The sequence below is a fragment of the Fusobacteria bacterium ZRK30 genome (genome assembly GCA_024628785.1).
GTDB lineage: Bacteria > Fusobacteriota > Fusobacteriia > Fusobacteriales > Fusobacteriaceae > Psychrilyobacter.
In genome coordinates this window covers 157,557-179,599 of sequence record CP102404.1, presented here as the reverse complement: position 1 = coordinate 179,599, position 22,043 = coordinate 157,557, and the positions used below count along the sequence as shown (strand labels likewise).

Genomic DNA, 22,043 nt, shown 5'->3' with positions numbered 1-22,043 from the left:
GAGATTGATAAAAAAATAACTTTTTATTTAAAAAAAAGAGTTGACTTATAGAATTTTATAGGTTATAAATTACGTATAGAAGAAATTAATCGCGATTAGAAAATAATCTTGGTTACTAAAATAACCTATACGATTAATTAACCTTAATTAAAAAAAAATGAAAAAGAGGTGAAGTAATGAAACTTGAATTGGGAAATTTTTATGTTAAAGATGTTAAGTTTGGGGATACTACAGCTTATGCGAATGGTATTCTTACAATTAACAAAGATGAAGCCTTGGCTTATGTTATGGAAGATGAGCATATTACCGAAGCAGATATCGTTATCGCTAGACCTGGTGAAAACAAGAGAATTGTTCCTGTAAAGGAAGCTGTTGAGCCTAGATGTAGAGTAAATGGAAATCCAGTATTTCCAGGTGTAACAGGTGGAATGACTCCTGCAGGTAATGGAAGAACGCATGCACTTAAGAACACAAGTGTATTAGCAGTAGGAAAGCACTGGGGAAGTTTTGGAGACGGAATGATAGATATGAGTGGAGAAGGAGCAGATTTAACTTATTTCTCTAAACTAATCAATGTTTGTCTTGTAGCTGACACAGATGAGGAATTTGAAAGATATGAGCAACAAAAGAAAAATAAAGCTCTTAGATGGGGTGCAATGAGACTTTCTGAATATTTAGGTAATGCAGTTAAAGAAATGGAACCTGAAGAAATAGAAGAGTTTGAATTACAGCCAATCATTAAAAGAGATGAAAAAATAAAAGCACTTCCAGCAGTTGTATATGTAATGCAACCACAATCACAAATGGAAGAATCTGGATACAATGACTTAGTATATGGATGGGATGCAAATAGAATGGTTCCAACTTTCATGAATCCAAATGAAATTTTAGATGGAGCAATCATCAGTGGTTCATTCATGCCTTGTTCATCTAAATGGTCTACATATGATATGCAAAACTGTCCTACAATTAAAGAGTTATACAAAGCACATGGAGAAACTATTAACTTCTTAGGAGTTATCATGTCTAACTTAAATGTAGCAATGGAGCAAAAAGAAAGAGCAGCAGCATTCGTAGCTCAAATGGCTAAGTCATTAGGTGCAGATGGAGCTATCTTAACAGAAGAAGGATACGGAAACCCAGATGCAGACTTTATTGCATGTTTTGATGCTTTAGAAGATGTTGGTGTAAAAACTGTAGGAATCACTAATGAGTGTACTGGTAGAGACGGTCAATCTCAACCATTAGTTGTACTAAGTGAAAAAGCTAATGCAATTGTTTCTTGTGGAAATGTATCACAATTAATTAAATTACCACCAATGGAAGAAGTAATCGGTGAATTAGCAGCATTAGGTAGAGATGGTTTAGCTGGTGGATGGGAAGGCGACGAGAAATTAGGTCCTTCAGTTAGAGAAGACGGTTCAGTTATTTTAGAAAATAACTCAATGTTCTGTGGAGATCAAGTACTTGGATGGTCTCAAAAAACAATGAAAGAATATTAAGGAGGATTAATCAGTATGAAAAAAGCAATTTTATATATAAATCAATTTTTCGCTGGAATTGGTGGGGAAGAAAAAGCCGATCATGCTCCAGAAATTAAAGAAGGATTAGTAGGTCCTTCACTAGCGTTAGACGCAGCACTAAAAAATGCAGAAGTAACTCATACAGTAATTTGTGGAGATAACTTCATGGGTTCTAATCAAGATGAAGCAGTTGAAAGAATTTTAGCATTCTTAGAAGATAAAGAATTTGATATCTTCTTCGCAGGACCATCTTTCCAAGCAGGAAGATACGGAAACGCTTGTGGAGTAATCTGTAAAGCTGTTAAAGAAAAATTTGGAGTTCCTGTAATTTCATCTATGCATGTTGAAAATCCAGGAGTAAACATGTTTAAAAAAGAAGTTGTTATTTTCCCAGGTGGTAGAAGTGCCGCTGCAATGAGAAAAGACACTAAGAAAATGGCTGCTTATGCAGACAAAATTTTAGCTGGAGAAAAAATTGGAACAGCTGAAGAAGAAGGATTCTACGTAAGAGGAATCAGACATCAAGTAATTGACTTTACAATGGAACCAGCAGCAGTTAGAGGAGTTAAAATGCTTCTTAAAAAATTAGCTGGAGAAGAATATGTAACTGAGTTACCTATTCCAAAAAGTGATAGAGTTGAGATAGCACCAGCTGTTAAAGACTTATCAACTTCAAAAATAGCAATAGTTACTACAGGTGGAATAGTACCAGTAGCAAATCCAGATAGAATTCAATCTGCATCAGCTACAAGATGGGGAATGTATGATGTAAGTGAAATGCCAAGATTAGAAGCTGGAGTATTCAAAACTATCCATGCAGGTTATGATCCAGCAGCAGCAGATGCAGATCCTAACGTATGTGTACCTTTAGATGCATTGAGAGCATATGAGACTGAGGGGAAAATTGGAAGTTTAGATACACATTTCTATACTACAGTTGGAACTGGAACTACAGAAGCAGAAGCATCTAGAATGGCTGAAGAAATGGTACCATTCTTAAAAGAACATGGTGTTGACGCCGTTATCATGACTTCTACATGAGGTACTTGTACTCGTTGTGGAACAACGATGGTAAAAGAAATAGAAAAAGCTGGTTTCCCAATTGTACAAATGGCAAACTTAGTACCGGTTGCGAAAACAGTAGGTGCCAATAAGATAGTTCCTACAATTTCAATTCCTTACCCACTAGGAGATCCTAATACTTCTAAAGAAGAACAATGGAAGTTAAGATATCATAGAGTTGGAGTGGCATTAGACGCTCTTGCTACTGACATTGAAGATCAAACAGTATTTGAAGTTAAGTTTTAATTCATAGGGGAGCAAGTATGCTCCCCTATTAATCTATTTAATCGATAGAAGGGGGATTTATGAAAGCGGATACAGGTGTAATTAAAGAAACTAATATAAAAAAAAGTGATGCGACATTTTATATATCTATAGGTCTAACTTTAGCCATTGTATTATGGGGGCTAGTTTTACCTGCTAGTTTTGAAAAGGCAGGAAATGCAACTTTTGGTTATCTTGTGAATAATTTCGGATGGTTATATACTATCTCAATGTCATCATTTGTGGCATTTTGTGCATACTTAGCATTCAGTAAATATGGATCGATAAAATTAGGTCCTGACAATTCTAAACCAGAATATACTCTAATATCATGGTTTGCTATGCTCTTTTCAGCAGGAATGGGTATAGGATTAGTATTCTGGGGAGCAGCAGAACCTATGAATTTCTATGTTAATCCAATTATAGGGATTGAGGGAGGAACACCTAGGGCAGCAGCTTTTGCTATGCAGCATTCATTTATGCACTGGGGTCTTCATCCATGGGCTAACTATTCAGTATTAGCCTTAGCTATGGCTTATATGCAATTTAGAAAAGGTAAGCCAGCTCTTGTAAGTAGTGTATTCATTCCAATTGTGGGAGAAAAAGCTGTTAAATCATGGTTTGGGAAGATGATAGATGTATTTGCAATTTTTGCAACTGTTGCAGGAGTAGCTACATCTTTAGGACTTGGAACTTACCAAATAAATGCAGGATTAAACTATTTATTCGGAGTACCTGAAACAAAATTAGTTCAAATTTTAATTGTAGGAATAATAACTGCTATCTTTATGTTATCAGCAATGGCTGGAGTGGATAAAGGTATGAAATTTATATCTAACTTAAACGTAGGAGTAATCCTTTTAATGTTAGTTGTTTGTTTCTTAGTGGGACCTACATTATTAATATTAAAAGTATTTGTAGAATCTTTAGGGAACTATATGGGTGGATTTGTAGGTGCCAGTTTCGAGATGGGAACATTTACAAATGACTCTTGGTACGGAACTTGGACAGTATTCTACTGGGCATGGTGGATAGCATGGGCTCCATTTGTAGGAAGTTTTATTGCTAGAATATCTAAAGGAAGAACTATCAGAGAATTTATTACAGGAGTATTATTAGCTCCTACATTAGCTTCATTTATCTGGTTTTCAGTATTTGGAAGTATGGGATTAGCACAAGGATTAGATCTTGCTAAAGAAGCTATAGTTTCTACTCCTACAGCACTATTTGTAGTTTTAAGTAAGTATCCAATGGGAATGGCAGTATCTGTAATCGCAGTAGTTTTATTATGTACATTCTTTATCACTTCGGCAGATGCAGCTACGTTTGTATTAGGTATGTTAAGTTCTAAAGGGGATTTAAATCCACCGGTTGGAAAAAAACTTCTTTGGGGTGGAATTCAATCTGGATTAGCATTAGCTCTAATGTTAGCAAGTGCAAATGGACTTAAAATGTTACAGACAATATCTCTGGTCGCCGCCTTCCCGTTTGTATTCATAATGATCTTTGCTATGATTTCATTGATGAGATCATTAAAAGCTGAGAAGAATTGGAACAAAGAAGAAGTGGCGGAGACAGAAGAAGTAGAAATAGAGCAAATAAAAGAAGCATAAAAAATAAAAATTTATCTTTCAATTAATAGGCAATGTCCTATTAATTGAAAAGTAAATTGTTTTTATTGCTTAGAAAAATATACCCGTAGAAGTATCACCAAGACTTCTACTCGATAAAGAGTATCACCAAAGTATCTAAAAATTTACAGTGTAAATTAAGAACTTTGAGATAAAGATTATTACATAATCTAAGAACCTTGAGATAGTAGTTTACTTAGTAGACATAGAACTTTTTGGAAAATTTTTTTGAAAGGTTAAAGTTTATAAAAACTTTGATTGTTTTATTTTTATAAAATAATTTCAAAAATATTTTGGAATTTTTTTTGTTCTGTTGTATACTTTTGGAATAAGATTGAAATACAATGAGTATACAAGAAACAAGAAAAGGATATTCAAAGTGGAAAAAGTGATTTTTTTGGTGTTTAGTAGTTAAGTAATAATCCAATAGTTAAAGAAAATCTGGAAAAATAGAACAAAGAAGAGGCAGAACAATCAGAGAGAATAGAAATAGAACAAATAAATTAAAAAAACATTGATATAATATTAAAAATGGAATAGAATGAACGGGAGGATACAATGTCAAAAATATACGACCTTATAGTAGTAGGAGCAGGGCCAGCAGGATTATCATCGGCTCTATATGCAGGAAGATCAAAATTATCTACATTAGTATTGGAAAAGAGTAAAACAGGAGGACAGATTGTTATAACTCATGAAGTAGCAAACTATCCTGGATCTGTAAGAGAAGCTACAGGACCATCTCTAATCGCTAGAATGGTAGAACAAGTTGTAGAATTCGGTGCAGAGATCAAATCTGACGATGTAATAGATGTAGATTTTTCTGGAGACATCAAAATTGTTAAAGGGGAAAAAGAAGAATATAAAGCTAAATCAGTTATTATAGCAACTGGAGCTACACCTAGAAAGATGGGTTGTCCTGGAGAAGCTGAATTTACTGGTAAGGGAGTTTCATACTGTGCTACATGTGATGCTGACTTCTTTGAAGATTTCGAAGTATTCGTAATCGGTGGAGGAGACACAGCAGTTGAAGAAGCAATGTACCTAACTAAATTTGCTAGAAAAGTAACTATAGTACATAGAAGAGATGAATTAAGAGCAGCTAAATCTATTCAAGAGAAAGCATTTAAAAACGACAAGTTAGAATTTATGTGGGATTCAACAGTTGAAGAATTAAAAGGTGACGGAATATTAGAAACAGCAGTATTCAGAAACTTAAAAACTGGAGAATTAACAGAATTCCATGCAGATGAAGAAGATGGAACATTTGGATTATTCGCATTTGTTGGTTATGTACCACATTCAGATACATTCAAAGGTCATATCGAAATGGATGACTGGGGATATATCAAAACTGATGACGAAATGAGAACAAATGTAGAAGGAGTATTTGCAGCAGGAGATATCAGACCTAAAGCACTTAGACAAGTAGTAACAGCAACTGCTGATGGAGCAATCGCAGCAACGTTAGCTGAAAAATATATGGAAGAAAAATTTTAAGGAGGATCAATTTATGTTAGTAGTAGATAAGGGAACATTTGAAGAAGAAGTACTAAATGCAGAAGGTTATGTATTAGTAGATTATTATAGTGACGGGTGTGTACCGTGTAAAGCGTTATTACCTGAATTAGAAGTAATAGCTGAAAAAAATGCTGATAAAGCTAAATTCGTAAAATTAAACACAAGTAAAGCAAGAAGAATGGCGATAAAGCAAAAAGTATTAGGATTACCTACAATCACTTTATATAAAGGTGGAGAAAAAGTAGCAGAATTAACAAAAGACGATGCAACAGCTAAAAACATTGAAAATATGTTAGCAGAAAACATCAAGTAACAATAATATATCGATCTTTACAGATTGATAATTATTATATAAATAATTTAGGAATCAAAGAAATGTTATTTTTATAAGACTAATGTATTCATTAAAAAAAGTATTAGAAAATATTAGGAGGAAATTAATTATGTTCGAAAATAAAAAGTTAATAATAGTAGGAGATAGAGACGGTGTACCTGGAGAAGCTATAAAAGCTTGTGCAGAAACAATCCCTTCAGTAGAGGTAATATTTGCTTCTACAGAATGTTTTGTCTGAACGGCAGCAGGAGCAATGGATTTAGAGAATCAAAAAAGAATTAAAGATTTCGCAACTGAATATGGAGCAGAAAACTTAGTAGTTATATTAGGAGCAGCAGAAGCAGAGGCATCTGGATTAGCTGCAGAAACAGTAACAATGGGAGACCCTACATTCTCAGGAGTACTAGCTAACGAAGCGTTAGGATTATCAGTATTCCACGTATTAGAAGATCAATTCAAAGGTTCTGTAGATGCAGACGTATTTGAAGAGCAAGTAGGAATGATGGAAATGGTATTAGAAGTAGAAGAAATCGTAGAAGAAATGAACGAAATCAGAGGAGAAGGTTGTAAATACCTTTAATTTCTCGCAAAACTTGTAATAACTAAACCAGCAACAAAAAATAACTAAAAAACTAAGAAATCATATTCAAAAACCGTGTCTTATGCGAGGCACACAACAAATCTTTAATCAAAAATAATTCTTAAAAAATCCATTGAACACATGGCTCAGGATGAGCCTATATAACAGTAATAAAATAATTCTTCCTTATTAATAAAAATTGAGGTAAGAACTATCGGTAGCAAATTTAAATTTAAAAATCTTATAAAAATAATAACAACTTTCTTAGATTATTAAAATCAATAAATCTTCTAATTGAAAAATATAGAAGACAAAAAACAAAATAATTAAACCTAAATAAGGGGAAGAGTTATTGTCTCTTTCCCTTATTTTTTATAACTTTAAAAATAAATAAATAAATATATAATAAAATCGGAGGAATAAAAGATGAATTTTGCAGTTTTAAAAGGAGCAGCATATTGTTTAGTGCATACTCCAGACATGATCTTACACAATGGAACTACTCAAACAGTTGAAAAACATACTAACCCGGATTCTGAATATTTAAAAAATATCAGAGACAGCTACAGAACTTATGAAGAAGTAGTAAACTACGGACCTAACCAAACTTACATCGGAAACCTTACTCCTGAAAAATTAAAAGAAGTTGGAATGCCATTCGTAGGTAAAAATATTGAAGGTTCTTCAAACAAAGGTAAATTTGGAGAGATCTTAGCTCAAAAAGAATTTATCGTAATGGTTAAATTAGCTGACGTTTTCGACTTAGTATTATTAGAAGAAAAATTCTTAGCTGACGCAGTAGAAGCATATAGAAACTATGAGTTCTATTCAGAAGCTGACGAAGCTCAATTAAATAAAGGTCATGAATTCTCTGTAATCGAAGCTTTAGTAAATGAAGAGGGAGCAGAAGGGTTATACCATGAAGATAAATTAGTTGGATGTGTAAAGAGAGCCCATGATGTAGACTCTAACTTAAGTTCACATGTAATATTTGAAAACTTAGTTGTAAAAGCATCTGGAATCTTAGCATTTAAAAACTTAATTGCAAGAAACAACATCGATCCTACAACTATCGACTATGTAATCGAATGTTCAGAAGAAGCTTGTGGAGATATGAACCAAAGAGGTGGAGGAAACTTCGCTAAAGCTATCGCCGAAGCATCGGAGCAGTAAATGCAACTGGATCAGACCTTAGAGGATTCTGTGCAGCACCTACTCATTCATTGATCAACGCAGCATCATTAGTAAAAGCTGGAACATACAAGAACGTTGTAGTTGTTGCAGGTGGAGCTACAGCTAAGTTAGGAATGAACGGTAAAGACCATGTTAAAAAAGACTTACCTATCTTAGAGGATACATTAGGAGCATTCGCTATCTTAATCTCTGAAAATGACGGAGTTAGCCCGGTAATCAACACTGATTTCGTAGGTAGACATACTGTAGGAACAGGATCTTCACCTCAAGCAGTTATCTCATCATTAGTAATCGAGCCATTAGAAAAAGCTGGATTAAAGATTACAGATGTAGATAAGTACTCAGTAGAGATGCAAAACCCAGATGTTACAAAACCAGCAGGAGCAGGAGATGTACCAGAAGGAAACTACAAGATGATCGGAGCTTGTGGAGTTAAGAAAGGACATATCGAAAAGAAAGCTATGAAAGATTTCGTTGTAAATAACGGAATGGTTGGATGGGCACCTACACAAGGTCATATCCCTTCAGGAGTACCTTACTTAGGATTTGCTATGGATGAGTTAACTAAAGGTGACTTAAACAGAGTAATGGTAGTAGGAAAAGGATCATTATTCTTAGGAAGAATGACTAACTTATTCGATGGTGTATCTATCATGGTAGAAAGAAACACAGGTGTTACAGAGGAAGCAGGATCAGTTTCTAAAGATGAAATTAATACAATGATTGCAGAAGCTATGAAAAACTTTGCCTCTCAATTCTTAGGTTAAGGGGGGATTTCTTATGTCTTTAGATATTAAACAAATGATAGGTGAAACTTTTTTAGATATAGCCAATGCCATGGAAACAGGGTCGTTTGGTAAGAGAATATGTGTAGGAATAACTACAATAGGTAGTGAGCATGGAGTAGAAAACATCGTTAAAGGTGCAGAAAAAGCAGCTTTAAGTGGTGACTTTGATGTAGTTTTAATTGGACCTAAGGTAGAGACAGCTTTAAGAGTTGTAGAAGCTAACACTGAGGAAGAAGCGCATAAAAGAATGGAAGAATTAATCGATTCAAAAGAGATCAATTCAGCTGTAACTATGCATTACAGTTTCCCAATCGGTACTTCTACAATAGGTAGAGTAGTAACACCTGCTTTTGGAAATGACATGTTAATAGGAACTACAACAGGAACATCAGCTACTAACAGAACAGAAGCTATGTTTAAAAACTCACTTTATGGAATAGCAACAGCCAAAGCAATTGGAATAGCTAATCCTAGTGTTGGAATCTTAAACGTAGACAGCTCAAGAGCTGTAGAAAGATCTCTTAGAAAATTAGCTGACAACGGTTATGCAATTAACTTTGGTGAATCTAGAAGAGCAGATGGTGGAACAATCATGAGAGGAAACGACCTTTTAATGGGATCATCAGATGTAATGGTAACAGATAGTTTAACTGGAAATATTCTTATGAAGATGTTTTCTTCTTACTCAACAGGTGGAAGTTATGAAGCAAACGGATATGGATATGGTCCAGGAGTATCATTTGATATGAAGAGAACTATATTAATCTTATCTAGAGCATCAGGAGTACCTGTAGTAGAAGGAGCAATAAAATATGCTGCACTATTAGGGAAAAATGATCTTGCTGCAATAGTAAGCAAAGAATATGAGATGATAAAAAAAGCAGGATACGAAGAGATCTTAGCTGGTTTTGTTGAAGCACCTAAAAAACCAGTAGAAGAATTTGTAAAGCCTGAAAAAGAAGTAGTAACAGCGCAAGTATCAGGGATAGATATCATGGACTTAGATGATGCAGCACTAGAACTTATGAGAAATGGGATCTATGCAGAAGCAGGAATGGGTTGTACAGGACCAATCATCTTAGTAAATGAAACTAACAAAGAGAAAGCAATTGTTATCTTAGGAGAAAATGAATATATCGCAGTAGAAAAAACAAGCTGCTAATATTTAATCTAAAGAGAAGTCATCAAATTATTGATGACTAAGAACATAGAAATGAACTGCAACTATTAGACCAGTGTTTAACCTAAAAAGGAGTCATCAATTTATTGATGACTCCTTTTTTTGGTTGCCTTAGACCACAGGTTAAAGATTCTGCTGAATACTTATATGCCTTCATTTCGTAATTTTTGAAATATTTTAAAAGATTTATATTTTTTCAGCTAGTTTTACTTACTCTAGATTTCACTTTCATCATTCATAAAATGTGAAAAATAAACTTGATTTTTTTTAATTTATAATTAAATTTTTCCAAGTTTAATCATTGTATGTGTATATTTTTATTCTGATACTGTAGTTGGTCTGTTTTATATTTGTGTAGATTATACCTTAATATTTTTTAGAAGTTGTTATTGCATTTATATCTAATGAACTTCCTTAAATATAAATATTTAAAAATTAAAAGGTTTTTTCAAAAAAAAAAATGTACATTTTTTTTGACTTTTTGTATTTTTTATAGTAATAAAAATAATAGTATTAATATTTCTTCAAACCAAATATTAATATCACATCTTTAGTAAGAAGTTCTCGTTGACTTTACGGGAACTTCTTACTTTTTTTTACAGGAAATCACTATCACCTAGATAATTTACTCTCTAACTCTTCCCTCTAAAATTAATAAATCTTCAGCTGATTTTTCTATCTGCTAGAATTAATTATCATATACATCTTCTCAAAAAAATTAAAACTAGGAAGGACAATGGAAAATGTTGCCGTGAAACGTTAGGAAGTATTCTTTCCTAATTTTAGTGAACCTTTTTTAAGTCCCTATTTTATGTGCTATACTCTTATTAGATGGGGATAATCTAAGGGGGGCTTAGTATTAAAATTCAAATAAATCAAGCATTAAGAAAATTAACTGAAGAATATACTCTAGATATCGGTTTTGATACCCAGATTATGACACATATTAATGTTATAAAAGCTAGCCTTTATTATTCCACTTCAAGTGGAAACTTAGTCCTATCTAGTGGTTATAGCCATATAGATGACTATGCGAATATTTCTAAACATTCAGAAAATGCAATTGTTGATGCAATAAAAAATATTGATATAACTTTGATAAAATAATTGAAATCCCCCATCTGACTTTCCTATCATTTTATCACTTCGATTTCGTTATTTACAAAATATGAGTCTTAAATTTGCTTTTTTTTTTAATTTATGGGAATACTTTGAATAAGAAGTTTTTTTGATGTTCATATTAGTTACCATTTAAAAGCCTTGACTTGGGAAGTTAAGGCTTTTATTATATAAAAATTACTATACTGTTATTGTTGTTGGTTTATTTTCTGCATCTGTATTTAGTGTAGTTTCTGTGAGAAAAAATAGCTTTTGAATTGATAATTAAGCGATCTGTTATCATCACTATATTGTTAGAAGATATATTTACATTATTAAGATCTTTTATAAATATCTCCCAAACAATTAACTTCCAACAGGTGTGTCTCAAACTTATATTTAATCTTAGTTTCATCTGGAAAGATAATATATTTCATCTTACCGGCTCTTTCCACTGTAATAGCTCCATAAAATAGAGCCTGTACCAGATGCATGAGGTAAAATGAGGCATATAACATTCTCCTTTATATTAGGCATCTGTATTCCTATGATCCATTAAAACTTTTAAAGGTTTAGATATGGTTCTAGGAACATCACTAAACTCTACCCTTGTTGTATCATCTTATAACTTATAGAGGATAGCTTTCAAGTCCTTAAAAACTTAAACTCCATTAAAAGTCTAACCTCCTCTTCATATCTGAACTACTGATATATTCCTTGGTAATGGAAGCTATTAGATAGAAATCATCGTACCTTTAAATTTTAAAATTTTAGTTGTGAGACCTGCTAAGTATTTCAGTCTTCTTATATGAGATATTTTTATCTTTGTTTCATTTTTATTCGGATTTCTAAGAATCTTTTTTTGTCGTTCGTTTAAAATTTTTTCTTGTTTTTATTTTATAGAAAGAGCTCGTAGGAGCTCCATATTTGCTTTTTAACAGTTCCCCTTGGAATGTGTCAGTATCTTGCATTATAGATATTTAAATCATCGTAGTGGATTTTATACCCCTTTAAGATCTATAGCTATGCCTATAGTATCTGATATTTTTTAAAAAGACAGGTCATCTATTGTAAAAGTCCCATATTTTAAGATTCTGTTATCTCCTTCATTCCTCTTTTTATTTTTAAGTTGACTTTTAGTATTTATTAAGGTATTAATACTAGTGTATTGATATTTTAAGCTAGTAAATGTTAATGCCGTATGTTTCTTTCCTCAAAGAGTTCTCGTTGATTTTACGAGAACTCTTTGTTTTTATAGGAAATCATCATTTCAACCTTATTAGTTCAAAATCCAAAAGACTGCTATAATCTACTTCTCTTTTTATATATTAATAGAAATACTGCAATAGCGGTTTGTTTTAGGAGGTCCACTTTATTACAATATTTTTAAAGATATAGAAAGATGTTATTTTATCTTTGTGTAGCCCTTTAATTTCAATGTTTTATTTTTTTTAGTTGACTTTAGTGTTATTTTAAGGTAAAATTAATCTACAGTGAGCATACCAATGTATACATTGCTTATCCCAGTTGTAATGTATATAGCTCATTAGGGTAAATTTATTTCGGACAGTAAATTTACTTATTTTTTCCTCTGAGCCTCTAGTTATTTAAGAATTAGAGGCTCTATTTTTTTATTTTAGATGATTAATATGTTATATTTGACTTTCGAAAAAAAGTTAGATATACTTAATTTAGGTGGATTTAAATTAGATATTATCTAATAAATTTAATAAATTGTTGTTAATACCAAAATTGCTTTTTTAAAATTTTAAATCCACCTAAAAAGACTTTTTTATTTGATTGTCTTTTATATATTATTCGTATGAGATCTCTATTTCTGTAGAGATCTTATTCTTTTTTTTCAACGTTAAAAAAAATTAATATTTATATTGACTTTTATTTTAATTCAATATAAACTTGATTCAAGTGGATAGAATACGGTCAAAAGTGTTTTTATTTTTAGTAATTAAACTATTGATTATCCACTGAGCAGAGACTTTTATTTTATACGTCTTAAGTTGTATTCTTTTCATAGGTGCTCCTTTCAGTTTTGGAAGGAGCACCTTCCCCATTAAATTTTTTTACTTTCCTTATACAATAATTTTCTATTTCCAACCTTTTCTAGCAAGCTCCTTTCTTAGTAGTAATATAAATTATTTTAAATAAAAAAAAAGAGTAGAAATATATCTACTCTTAAAAGATCAGTGATAATCAAGTTTTTTGATTAGAACTATAAAATATTCTTATATTTTTCTAGAAATTTTTCAACCCATGGATAGGCTTTACCGCAGTCGTGGCAGTAATTTGGGACTTTTTCACTCTCTATATATCGCGGTTCTCGAACATTAGTAAAATCAGGTCTGGCATTTATAGCTAAGATACCGCCTTTGATAGGTGAGCCACATGTACAGTGAGTTAAAACTTTACTATTACACTTGATACATAGATCACCACAAAAATCCTCTACTCTTTCAAGTGTAGAAGTTTGAAGGTGTCCTTTTTCACATATAGCAGACATTAAATTTTTTACTTTTACTTTTACTAATTTTTCCATTGAAGCTCCCCCCCTTTTTTAAACTTTGGATAGATAGTTCAAGAATATCCAAAATAGATTTTCAGTTTTCTTGGACAGTACTATTCAGAATTTTATACCATATTGTTGTACTTTGAGTATACTCTAAAAATTGTAAGTATTCAATATTTCTAGAGTAAAAAGTATAAAATTTTATAAAAATAAAATTAGGAGGAGGATAAACTAGATTCAGCTCTATCTTTAGAGCTTGAAGAAAGTATGAATATGCTGTCAGCTGGAGAAAAAAATTGAAGGTAGAAGCCGAAGGGTAGGTTAGTTATAAAGAGTCGGGATAGTTTTATTTTATTATAGCTGTTTCATCAATTATTGTTTTACCAGTAATAGTATTAACTTTGCCATTAATAATTCCGGTTATTTTAACATAACCTCCACTATTGGTAATGGTTCCTTTTAACATACCATTTACTTCAAGTTTCGAGTTTGGAGTACAATTGATTGTACCTTTATGCATTCCGTTAATGATTACACTGCAGTTATCTAAAGTAAGGTGCCCTTTAGAGGTTCCGCCGATTAAAGTATCGGTGCTTATTAGCCCGCTATACTTTATTTTCTTATTAAAAATTTTCATAACTCTCCTTTTCCGACTCTAATAAAGTATAGCACTTAACTCTCTTTATAGAAAGTAATCTAGAAAATTTATTTAAGAAGAACAAGAAAGTGTTTTAACAACCGGGGATAATTATTCGAAACAAACAAAAATCCCTTCTCATAAATATAAATTGGATATTAAAAGCTGGATAATGTGTGTACTTGCTAAAGAAGAAGCGGGGATAATTATAAAAAAAGAAACAATTTTACCTATTCAAGTTATGCATAGAAAAAAACCTTTTGAAGAAAGAATTGATTATTTTTTAGAAACTGTTACTTGGGAAGGAGAAATAAGGAATATGGAACCTCACAAGTGTGATAAACTAGAATGGTTTGAAACAGATAAACTCCCTGATAATACGATTCCTTACATAAAATATGCAATAGAAAATTATAAAAAAAGAAACCCATTTACAACTTTTGGGTGGTAAATAAATCTATGATCACTATTTTACTTTTATTATCTTATTTATCTATAAATATTTTTTCCTGTGCTGTTTAGGGTTTTATTTTTAGCATATACTTTAATTTCTTGATTTATTTATCTCAAAAAATAAAAAAATGATTCCTGTAAAGCACAGGAATCATTAATATATTTTAATTAAAATGTAAAGTTTACTTCAAAATAATATTGTTGTTTAATCATGTCTTCATCACCGAAGTGATTAGTGTCAAGTTCACATGCAACTGCTTTAGTTCCCAGTTCTAATCCTCATCTGCTCCATCTAACGCATAGAGGGAAGATGCCCTACCTTTAATTTTTACCTTACTCTTATCTATCTAAATTGAATAGCTATCTCTTCATATTCTATTTACAGACTTTTTTGCTTAGTCCCCTCAAAATAAAATTTAAGTATGGATACACTATTTTTTTCATAATGAATTTCTACCTTTACTCCCTTACCACAACAAATTATACTTTCTCCATCTTTTAAATTATAGATCTTTAGTAAAAATTGGGAATTGAAAAGGTAGATAGAAGCGTAAGAAGTACCCTTATTGAATTTTTTTATTGTACTCAATACTTCACTATGAAGTTCAAATAATGTTTTGTATTTTTTCTTTATTATATAATCTGGCTCTATTATTACCTTTGGAATCACATTTATTTCTTGGGATAATATTCTACTTAAAAATAGATCAAAGCTAACTCTTAAATCATTGTAATTATAGTGTTTAAGTGCATAGTCAACTTCCATTTTAACATGTTTTACACCTCTATGAGCTATAGCTTTTTCAATAAGGTCAAATATATATGTAAAATTTTCAACTTTTAATTTTATCTCTGTCATTATCTCATTAATGACACTATTAGTTATATCTTTTACAACTTTTTTCTCTATAATAATTGCAGTAATTTTAGCACTTTTAAACTCCCCATCTTTTATTTTAGTATATTCTAGAGACAGACCTCCTATGTCTTCTAAATCTTTAAAAATAGGTTTTAAGAGGTTTTTTTCTATATCATAAAATCTTTTATAAGTATCTTTTATCTCTAATAGTTCTCTCAATTCTTTCATACTTATTTCTACTTTGTCAAAAAGATTTCTTTTTATATGTTGATAAAATCTGTAGGTAAACTTTTCTTTAAAAGTTATAATTTTATTTATTCCTAATTTTTCATAACTACTCCCAATTTCAAATGAATTGATAATTTGACTTGAGAATTTTAAATGAATGTTTTCACCTATAATATGAAACATTTCTAAAATACTAACAAAACTAAAATAAGAGGCTTGATCTGAAGTTAACAATAAATATTTTGTCATAAATTTGGAGAGGATTTTTTTTATTTCCTCTATTCCTTCTATTTCTAAGATTTCACACATTTTTTTTATAGAAATTGATGCAGAATCTTTTTCATCAATAATTGTTTGTATAATTTTTTTTTCTTTTTTAGTCAACCGACTAGAAAATTCTACTGTAATATCTTTTTTTAATCTTTTAATTTGTTCAAAAGTTAAAATGTTTTCCATAAAACCCCCTTAATTTATTTTTTTTCAATATATTTTTTCTGGATTTTAACGATATAGAGTATTTCGTTATTTCGTTATAGTCGATTATAACTTATATTTGTTAAAGTTTCAAATAATATCGATTTTAATTAAAACTATATAAACGAAATAAATACATTAAAAGTGTAAAATTGACATTATTATAGATGGGAGTAGAATGATAATATAATTTTGTTTTGAGTTTTAATTCAACAAAACAGATTTGTAATAGTATGGAGTATTTTTAATGCTAAACAATTTAATTTAAGGAGGCAAAAAATGAAAAAAAGAATGGTGTTCTTACTGACAGTTTTAATGTTTGTAATATCGGTAACAGGATTTGCAAAAAGTAAAGAATTGGTGATAGCAGTTAATGCTAATTTTATTTCTTTAGATCCACATAATTTGTCAGATACATTATCTGGAACGGCAAGTGCGACTATGTATGAAGGGTTATTAAAGTATGAAAATGATATGTCACTAAAACCTCTATTAGCAAAAAGCTATAATATTTCTAATGATGGGTTAACTTATACTTTTAAAATTAGGAAAGGGATAAAATTTAGTGATGGAACGACTTTAGACGCTAAAGCTGTCAAGTATAACTTTGATAGAGTTATGGATAAAAAGAAAAATTTAAGAAGACGTAGAAATTTTTTGGCAGTAGAAAAAGTTGAAGCAATTGGAGCAGATACTGTAAAAATAATTTTAAAAACACCTTATTCACCAATGCTTAATAGAGTTGCCTCTTTAAAAATTATAAGTCCGGAAGCTCTAAAAAAATATGGTGACCAGGGAATTATTACACATCCTGTTGGAACAGGTCCATATGTTTATGATAAATGGGTTCAAGGCGATAAATTAGTTATAAGAAAAAATAATTCTTATTGGGGAGAAAAGCCAAAAGTCGATAAAGTAACATTTAAACCTGTTATAGAAAATGGATCTAGAATTGCGATGCTTCAAACTGGGGAAGCTGATTTTATTTATCCTATGCCTACAGAACAAGTTAGAAGAATAAAAGGGAATAAAGATATTGAAATTATGACTGGTTTTTCTACTATATCTAGATATGTTACTTTGAATACAACTAAAGATGTATTCAAAAATAAAAAAGTTCGTCAAGCAATAAACTATGCAGTTAATAAAAAGGCTTATGCACAAGTAGTAAAATCAGGGTATTTAGTTCCTTTAACATCACCTGTACCTGAAGCTTTAGAATATCATGTTGATCAAACACCATATGCTTTTAATTTAGAAAAAGCAAAAAAATTAATGAAAGAAGCAGGGTATCCTAATGGTTTCACAACTTCTATTTGGGGGTCTAACAATACAGAAGATATGAAAGGGATGCAATTTGTTAATCAACAATTAGCTCAAATAGGAATTAAAGTTGAAGTTATGCCAATGGAAGAAGGAACTTTAGCTAATTCAATTTATAGCGCTCAAACTTCTGAAGAGGCTAAAATTAATATGTGGTATGTAAACTGGTCTTCTTTTGATATCGATGGTGCTACTAAAAACTTATTCCATAGTCACTTCATACCTCCAGTATCTGCTAATACAGCTTATTATATGAATTCAAAAGTAGATAAAATGATTGACGATGGTGCAATTGAAACTAACTCTAAAAAGAGAGCAAAGATCTATGCAGATATGCAGTCTGCTATCTGGGATGATGCTCCTTGGATTTTCTTAGGTTCTGATCAATTAGTTTCTGCTAAAAGGAAAACTACTAAAAATGTATATGTTATGCCTGATGGTTCGATTAATTTAGAGAAAGCTGACACAAGTAAATAGTTAATAAAAAAGAAATGTAGTATTACTACATTTCTTTTTTAGAAAAATTCATATTAAGTTTTAGATGGATTAATAAAAATAATATATAGGATTATAAAAAATAAGGAGGGTATGATGAAACCTATATACTTATCATACAGAAAAAAATGAGACATTATATTTTAAAACGTTTATTAAATACTATTCCGATAATAATAATAGTTTCAATCTTAGTATTTTTATTTATACATTTAATCCCTGGAGATCCAGCAAGGTTATTAGCAGGTCACCAGGCAACATTAGAAGAAATAACAATTATGAGAGAACAATTAGGGCTTAATGACCCTATGTATCTACAATATTTTAATTTTTTAAAAGATTTTTTTAGTGGACATTTAGGAGTATCTATAAAAACAGGCTTACCTATAAAGGAAATGCTTATTCCAAGATTTAAACCAACATTATATTTAGCTATTTTTTCAATTGTTTGGGCATCAATTTTTGGAGTGGTTACTGGTATTATATCTGCTGTTAACAGAGGAAAGGCTCTCGATTATTTTGTAATGATTGGAGCTATTTCTGGAATTTCCCTACCCCTATTTTGGTTAGGACTTATGCTCATTCAAGTGTTTTCTGTTGATCTAGGATGGTTCCCAACAGGAGGAGTAGATGGATTTAAAAGTTATGTACTTCCTTCTATTACACTTGGGGCCGGGATCATGTCTATGATAGCTCGTTATACTCGTTCTTCTATGATAGAAATTTTAAGAGAACCATATATTCGTACTTCTAGAGCTAAAGGGGTTTCAGAGATGTTGGTAGTTGGGAAACACGCTCTTAGAAATTCACTGATTGACGTAGTAACAATAGTTGGCCTGCAATTCGGATTTTTACTTGCAGGATCAGTATTAGTAGAAACAGTTTTTTCAATACCAGGTCTGGGGAGATTGTTAATAGACTCGATCTTATTTAGAGATTACACAGTAATTCAAGTGATTTTATTAATATTTACCCTTCAATTTATAATTGTAAATCTAGTTGTAGATGTAATGTATGGAATATTAAATCCTAAAATAAGATATGAATAAAGGAGAGTTAAAAATGAATGACGAAAAAATAAAAAAACCTTATAAAGAATTTGTTAAAAATTTTACGCGAAGAAAAATAGCAGTATTATCACTATTATTTATTGTAGTGCTAATACTAGTAGGAATCTTTCAACCAATAACAATAGATCCGGATTTTGCTGATTATGATAACCTTTTAGCAGCACCAAGTTCCGCTCACTGGTTTGGAACAGATGAGTATGGAAGAGATCTTTTTAATAGAGTAATAGTCGGTACCAGACTTTCTCTGGGAGTATCTCTTAGTTCAGTTTTTATAGGAGCATTAATAGGGACTTTATTAGGATTAATTGCAGGGTTTTATGGTGGGAAAATAGAAAGTATCATAATGAGAAGTTGTGACGTATTATTTTCATTTCCGGGGTTATTGCTAGCAATAGGAATTGTAGCAATTATCGGGCCAGGTATTATAAATGTTGTAGTAGCAATTTCAATATATGGAATACCTTCCTTTACTAGAATTGTAAGAAGTTCAACATTATCTATAAAGAAACTTCTTTATATAGAAGCTTCTAAATCTATTGGTGTCGGTAATTTTAGAATATTATTTGTTCATATTTTCCCTGGAACTGTTCCAACATTAATAGTTACTTTAACAATGAGAATAGGGACAGCCATAATTTCTGCAGCATCACTTAGTTTTTTAGGATTTGGAGCAAGCCCGACAACGCCAGACTGGGGTGCGATGTTATCTACGGGAAGAGATTATATTGGATTAGCACCTCACATGCTTTTTTATCCAGGACTCATGATATTTCTAACTGTTCTAGCATTTAATCTATTAGGAGATGGCTTAAGAGATACCTTGGATCCAAAATTAAATTAAGGAGATAACTATGAAAAATTTATTGAGAATTAATAATTTAAAAACAGAATTTAAAAAGGATAAAAGTAGTGTTACTGCTATTGAAGGGGTTTCATTTAATATAAAAGAGGGTGAAATTATAGGTCTCGTTGGTGAAAGTGGAAGTGGTAAATCAGTTACCTCACTTTCTATAATGAGACTTTTAGATGAGCAGGGAAAGGTAACAGAAGGGGATGTAGAGTTTAAAGGAATAAATATACTAGATTTAGGTAAAAATGAAATTAGAAAACTCAGAGGTGGAAAGATGTCTATGATTTTTCAGGATCCTATGTCTTCTTTAAATCCAGTTTTGAAAATTGGAGATCAGCTTATGGAAAGCAGTAAACTCCATTTAGGACTTTCAAAAATAGAGGCTAAGAAACATTCTATAAAAATGCTTGATCTTGTTGGAATACCTAGTCCAGATAATGTTTTAACTAGATATCCTCATCAGTTAAGCGGTGGAATGTGTCAAAGGGTTATGATTGCTATGGCCATGGCTTGTAACCCAGAATTACTTATTGCTGATGAACCAACAACTGCTTTAGATGTGACTATTCAAGCTCAAATAATGGAATTACTTTTAGAATTAAAAGAGAAAAAAAATATGGGAATTTTACTTATTACTCATGACCTTGGTGTTGTTGCAGAAATGTGCGATAAAGTTTTAGTAATGTATGCAGGTAGAATTGTTGAAAAAGCTGATGTATTAGATCTATTCGAATCTCCAAAGCATCCATATACAAAGGGATTAATTGCTTCAGTTCCAAAATTAGGAAGTGGAAATAGTGAATTACCTTTTATAGAGGGGAAAGTGCCTAGTTTAGAAAATATGCCAAAGGGATGTAAGTTTTCTCCTCGGTGTAATGCTGCAAGAGACATCTGTTTTACTAGAGAACCTAAATTAGTAAAAATAAGCCAAAGTAGAGAATGTCGTTGTCATCTTACAGAAGAAAAGGAGAATTAGATGAAAGAAGTAATTTTAAAATTAGAGGGTGTTCATAAAAAATTTATTGCAACAAAGAAAACATTTGGAAAAAAAGCAACCTTTGTACATGCATTAAATGATGTTTCTTTAGAGGTTTATAAAGGGGAAACTTTAGCCATTGTAGGAGAAAGTGGCTGTGGGAAATCCACTTTAGGCAGAGTTGCTAATAAAATTTTAGACGTAGAAGAAGGTCAGGTTTATTTTGATGGTAGCAATATAACTCGTCTCAATACTAAGGAAATGTTAAAGTATAGAAAGAAGATGCAGGTTATTTTTCAAGATCCTTACGGTTCTTTAAACCCTAGATTAAAAATAAAAGACTTAGTAGGAGAACCTCTTTTGATTCATAGTGGTATGAAGAAAGTGGAGCGAGAAAATAAAGTTAAAGAGTTACTTAATATTGTAGGATTAAGTGAAGAACACGCAATTCGTTATCCCCATGAGTTTAGTGGTGGTCAAAGACAAAGAGTTGGTATAGCCAGGGCTCTTTCTGTTAATCCTAGTTTGATCATCGCAGATGAACCTATCAGTGCTTTAGATGTTTCTATTCAGGCACAAGTGCTTAATATCTTTAAAGAATTGCAAGAAAAATATGATTTAACATATGTATTTATATCTCATGATTTAAGTGTCGTAGAAATGATTTCAGATAGGATTGGAGTAATGTATCTAGGAAAATTAGTAGAAATTGCAGATAAAAAAAAATTGTATAGCAGCCCTATGCACCCATATACAAAGGCATTATTATCAGCCATCCCTGTGACGGATCCAACTAGAAAAAAGAATAGAATCATATTAAAAGGTGATATTCCTAGTCCTATTAATGCACCAAAAGGATGTCCTTTTTCAACAAGGTGTCCCGAAGTTCTAGATATTTGTAAAGATAAGATGCCAAAATTAATTAAACTAAGTAATAGTCATAGTGCAGCATGTCATTTAATTGAAAAAATAAAATAGG

The 22,043-nt window shown here is 31.3% G+C and carries 18 protein-coding genes and 1 pseudogene; 15 read left to right on the top strand and 4 right to left on the bottom strand.

Annotated features, from left to right (window positions below; genetic code table 11):
- The first annotated feature begins 176 nt into the window (after window positions 1-176).
- The 9 genes and pseudogenes from NRK67_00935 to NRK67_00895 all read left to right on the top strand — a co-directional run bounded on the left by NRK67_00935 (window position 177) and on the right by NRK67_00895 (window position 11,184).
- Complete coding sequence (locus NRK67_00935; GenBank protein UUV17437.1) at window positions 177-1,502, top strand: glycine/sarcosine/betaine reductase component B subunit; 1,326 nt, start codon at window positions 177-179, stop codon at window positions 1,500-1,502.
- 15 nt (window positions 1,503-1,517) lie between these two features.
- Window positions 1,518-2,831 (top strand): betaine reductase selenoprotein B, encoded by a 1,314-nt coding sequence (gene grdH / locus NRK67_00930; protein ID UUV17436.1) that lies wholly within the window; start codon window positions 1,518-1,520, stop codon window positions 2,829-2,831.
- 59 nt (window positions 2,832-2,890) lie between these two features.
- The gene (locus tag NRK67_00925; protein UUV17435.1) at window positions 2,891-4,462 is read left to right on the top strand and encodes a BCCT family transporter; all 1,572 of its coding nucleotides are present in this window, start codon (window positions 2,891-2,893) and stop codon (window positions 4,460-4,462) included.
- A 576-nt stretch (window positions 4,463-5,038) separates the two neighbouring features.
- Entirely contained in the window at window positions 5,039-5,980 is a 942-nt protein-coding gene (trxB, locus tag NRK67_00920; protein UUV17434.1) for a thioredoxin-disulfide reductase, read from the top strand.
- Window positions 5,981-5,993: 13 nt separating this feature from the next.
- The gene (locus NRK67_00915; GenBank protein ID UUV17433.1) at window positions 5,994-6,314 is read left to right on the top strand and encodes a thioredoxin family protein; all 321 of its coding nucleotides are present in this window, start codon (window positions 5,994-5,996) and stop codon (window positions 6,312-6,314) included.
- Window positions 6,315-6,444: 130 nt separating this feature from the next.
- Window positions 6,445-6,915, top strand: coding sequence for a glycine/sarcosine/betaine reductase complex selenoprotein A (gene grdA / locus NRK67_00910; GenBank protein ID UUV17432.1), 471 nt, complete (start codon window positions 6,445-6,447; stop codon window positions 6,913-6,915).
- Window positions 6,916-7,341: 426 nt separating this feature from the next.
- Window positions 7,342-8,876, top strand: a pseudogene (gene grdC / locus NRK67_00905) (glycine/sarcosine/betaine reductase complex component C subunit beta).
- 13 nt (window positions 8,877-8,889) lie between these two features.
- On the top strand, window positions 8,890-10,059 hold the full coding sequence (gene grdD / locus NRK67_00900; GenBank protein UUV17431.1) for a glycine/sarcosine/betaine reductase complex component C subunit alpha: 1,170 nt from the start codon (window positions 8,890-8,892) through the stop codon (window positions 10,057-10,059).
- A 954-nt stretch (window positions 10,060-11,013) separates the two neighbouring features.
- On the top strand, window positions 11,014-11,184 hold the full coding sequence (locus tag NRK67_00895; protein UUV17430.1) for a hypothetical protein: 171 nt from the start codon (window positions 11,014-11,016) through the stop codon (window positions 11,182-11,184).
- Between the two features lie 326 nt (window positions 11,185-11,510).
- Here NRK67_00895 and NRK67_00890 read toward each other — a convergent pair whose 3' ends face one another.
- The 3 genes from NRK67_00890 to NRK67_00880 all read right to left on the bottom strand — a co-directional run bounded on the left by NRK67_00890 (window position 11,511) and on the right by NRK67_00880 (window position 14,336).
- Window positions 11,511-11,693: a hypothetical protein gene (locus NRK67_00890; protein UUV17429.1), complete on the bottom strand. Its 183-nt coding sequence runs from the start codon at window positions 11,691-11,693 to the stop codon at window positions 11,511-11,513.
- A gap of 1,712 nt (window positions 11,694-13,405) precedes the next feature.
- Complete coding sequence (locus tag NRK67_00885) at window positions 13,406-13,729, bottom strand: DUF2321 domain-containing protein (GenBank protein ID UUV17428.1); 324 nt, start codon at window positions 13,727-13,729, stop codon at window positions 13,406-13,408.
- Between the two features lie 316 nt (window positions 13,730-14,045).
- The gene (locus tag NRK67_00880; protein UUV17427.1) at window positions 14,046-14,336 is read right to left on the bottom strand and encodes a hypothetical protein; all 291 of its coding nucleotides are present in this window, start codon (window positions 14,334-14,336) and stop codon (window positions 14,046-14,048) included.
- A 172-nt stretch (window positions 14,337-14,508) separates the two neighbouring features.
- Between NRK67_00880 and NRK67_00875 the strand changes: the two genes are divergently transcribed.
- On the top strand, window positions 14,509-14,787 hold the full coding sequence (locus tag NRK67_00875; protein ID UUV17426.1) for a hypothetical protein: 279 nt from the start codon (window positions 14,509-14,511) through the stop codon (window positions 14,785-14,787).
- 381 nt (window positions 14,788-15,168) lie between these two features.
- On the opposite strand, the gene NRK67_00870 is transcribed toward NRK67_00875, so the two are convergent.
- Complete coding sequence (locus NRK67_00870) at window positions 15,169-16,332, bottom strand: replication initiation protein (GenBank protein ID UUV17425.1); 1,164 nt, start codon at window positions 16,330-16,332, stop codon at window positions 15,169-15,171.
- Window positions 16,333-16,629: 297 nt separating this feature from the next.
- Between NRK67_00870 and NRK67_00865 the strand changes: the two genes are divergently transcribed.
- The 5 genes from NRK67_00865 to NRK67_00845 all read left to right on the top strand — a co-directional run bounded on the left by NRK67_00865 (window position 16,630) and on the right by NRK67_00845 (window position 22,042).
- On the top strand, window positions 16,630-18,150 hold the full coding sequence (locus NRK67_00865; protein UUV17424.1) for a glutathione ABC transporter substrate-binding protein: 1,521 nt from the start codon (window positions 16,630-16,632) through the stop codon (window positions 18,148-18,150).
- Between the two features lie 146 nt (window positions 18,151-18,296).
- Entirely contained in the window at window positions 18,297-19,217 is a 921-nt protein-coding gene (locus NRK67_00860; protein UUV17423.1) for an ABC transporter permease subunit, read from the top strand.
- Window positions 19,218-19,230: 13 nt separating this feature from the next.
- The gene (locus NRK67_00855; GenBank protein ID UUV17422.1) at window positions 19,231-20,079 is read left to right on the top strand and encodes an ABC transporter permease subunit; all 849 of its coding nucleotides are present in this window, start codon (window positions 19,231-19,233) and stop codon (window positions 20,077-20,079) included.
- Window positions 20,080-20,089: 10 nt separating this feature from the next.
- Window positions 20,090-21,064 (top strand): ABC transporter ATP-binding protein, encoded by a 975-nt coding sequence (locus tag NRK67_00850; GenBank protein UUV17421.1) that lies wholly within the window; start codon window positions 20,090-20,092, stop codon window positions 21,062-21,064.
- The gene (locus NRK67_00845; GenBank protein ID UUV17420.1) at window positions 21,065-22,042 is read left to right on the top strand and encodes a dipeptide ABC transporter ATP-binding protein; all 978 of its coding nucleotides are present in this window, start codon (window positions 21,065-21,067) and stop codon (window positions 22,040-22,042) included. It begins immediately after the preceding gene.
- The last annotated feature ends 1 nt before the right edge of the window (window position 22,043 follow it).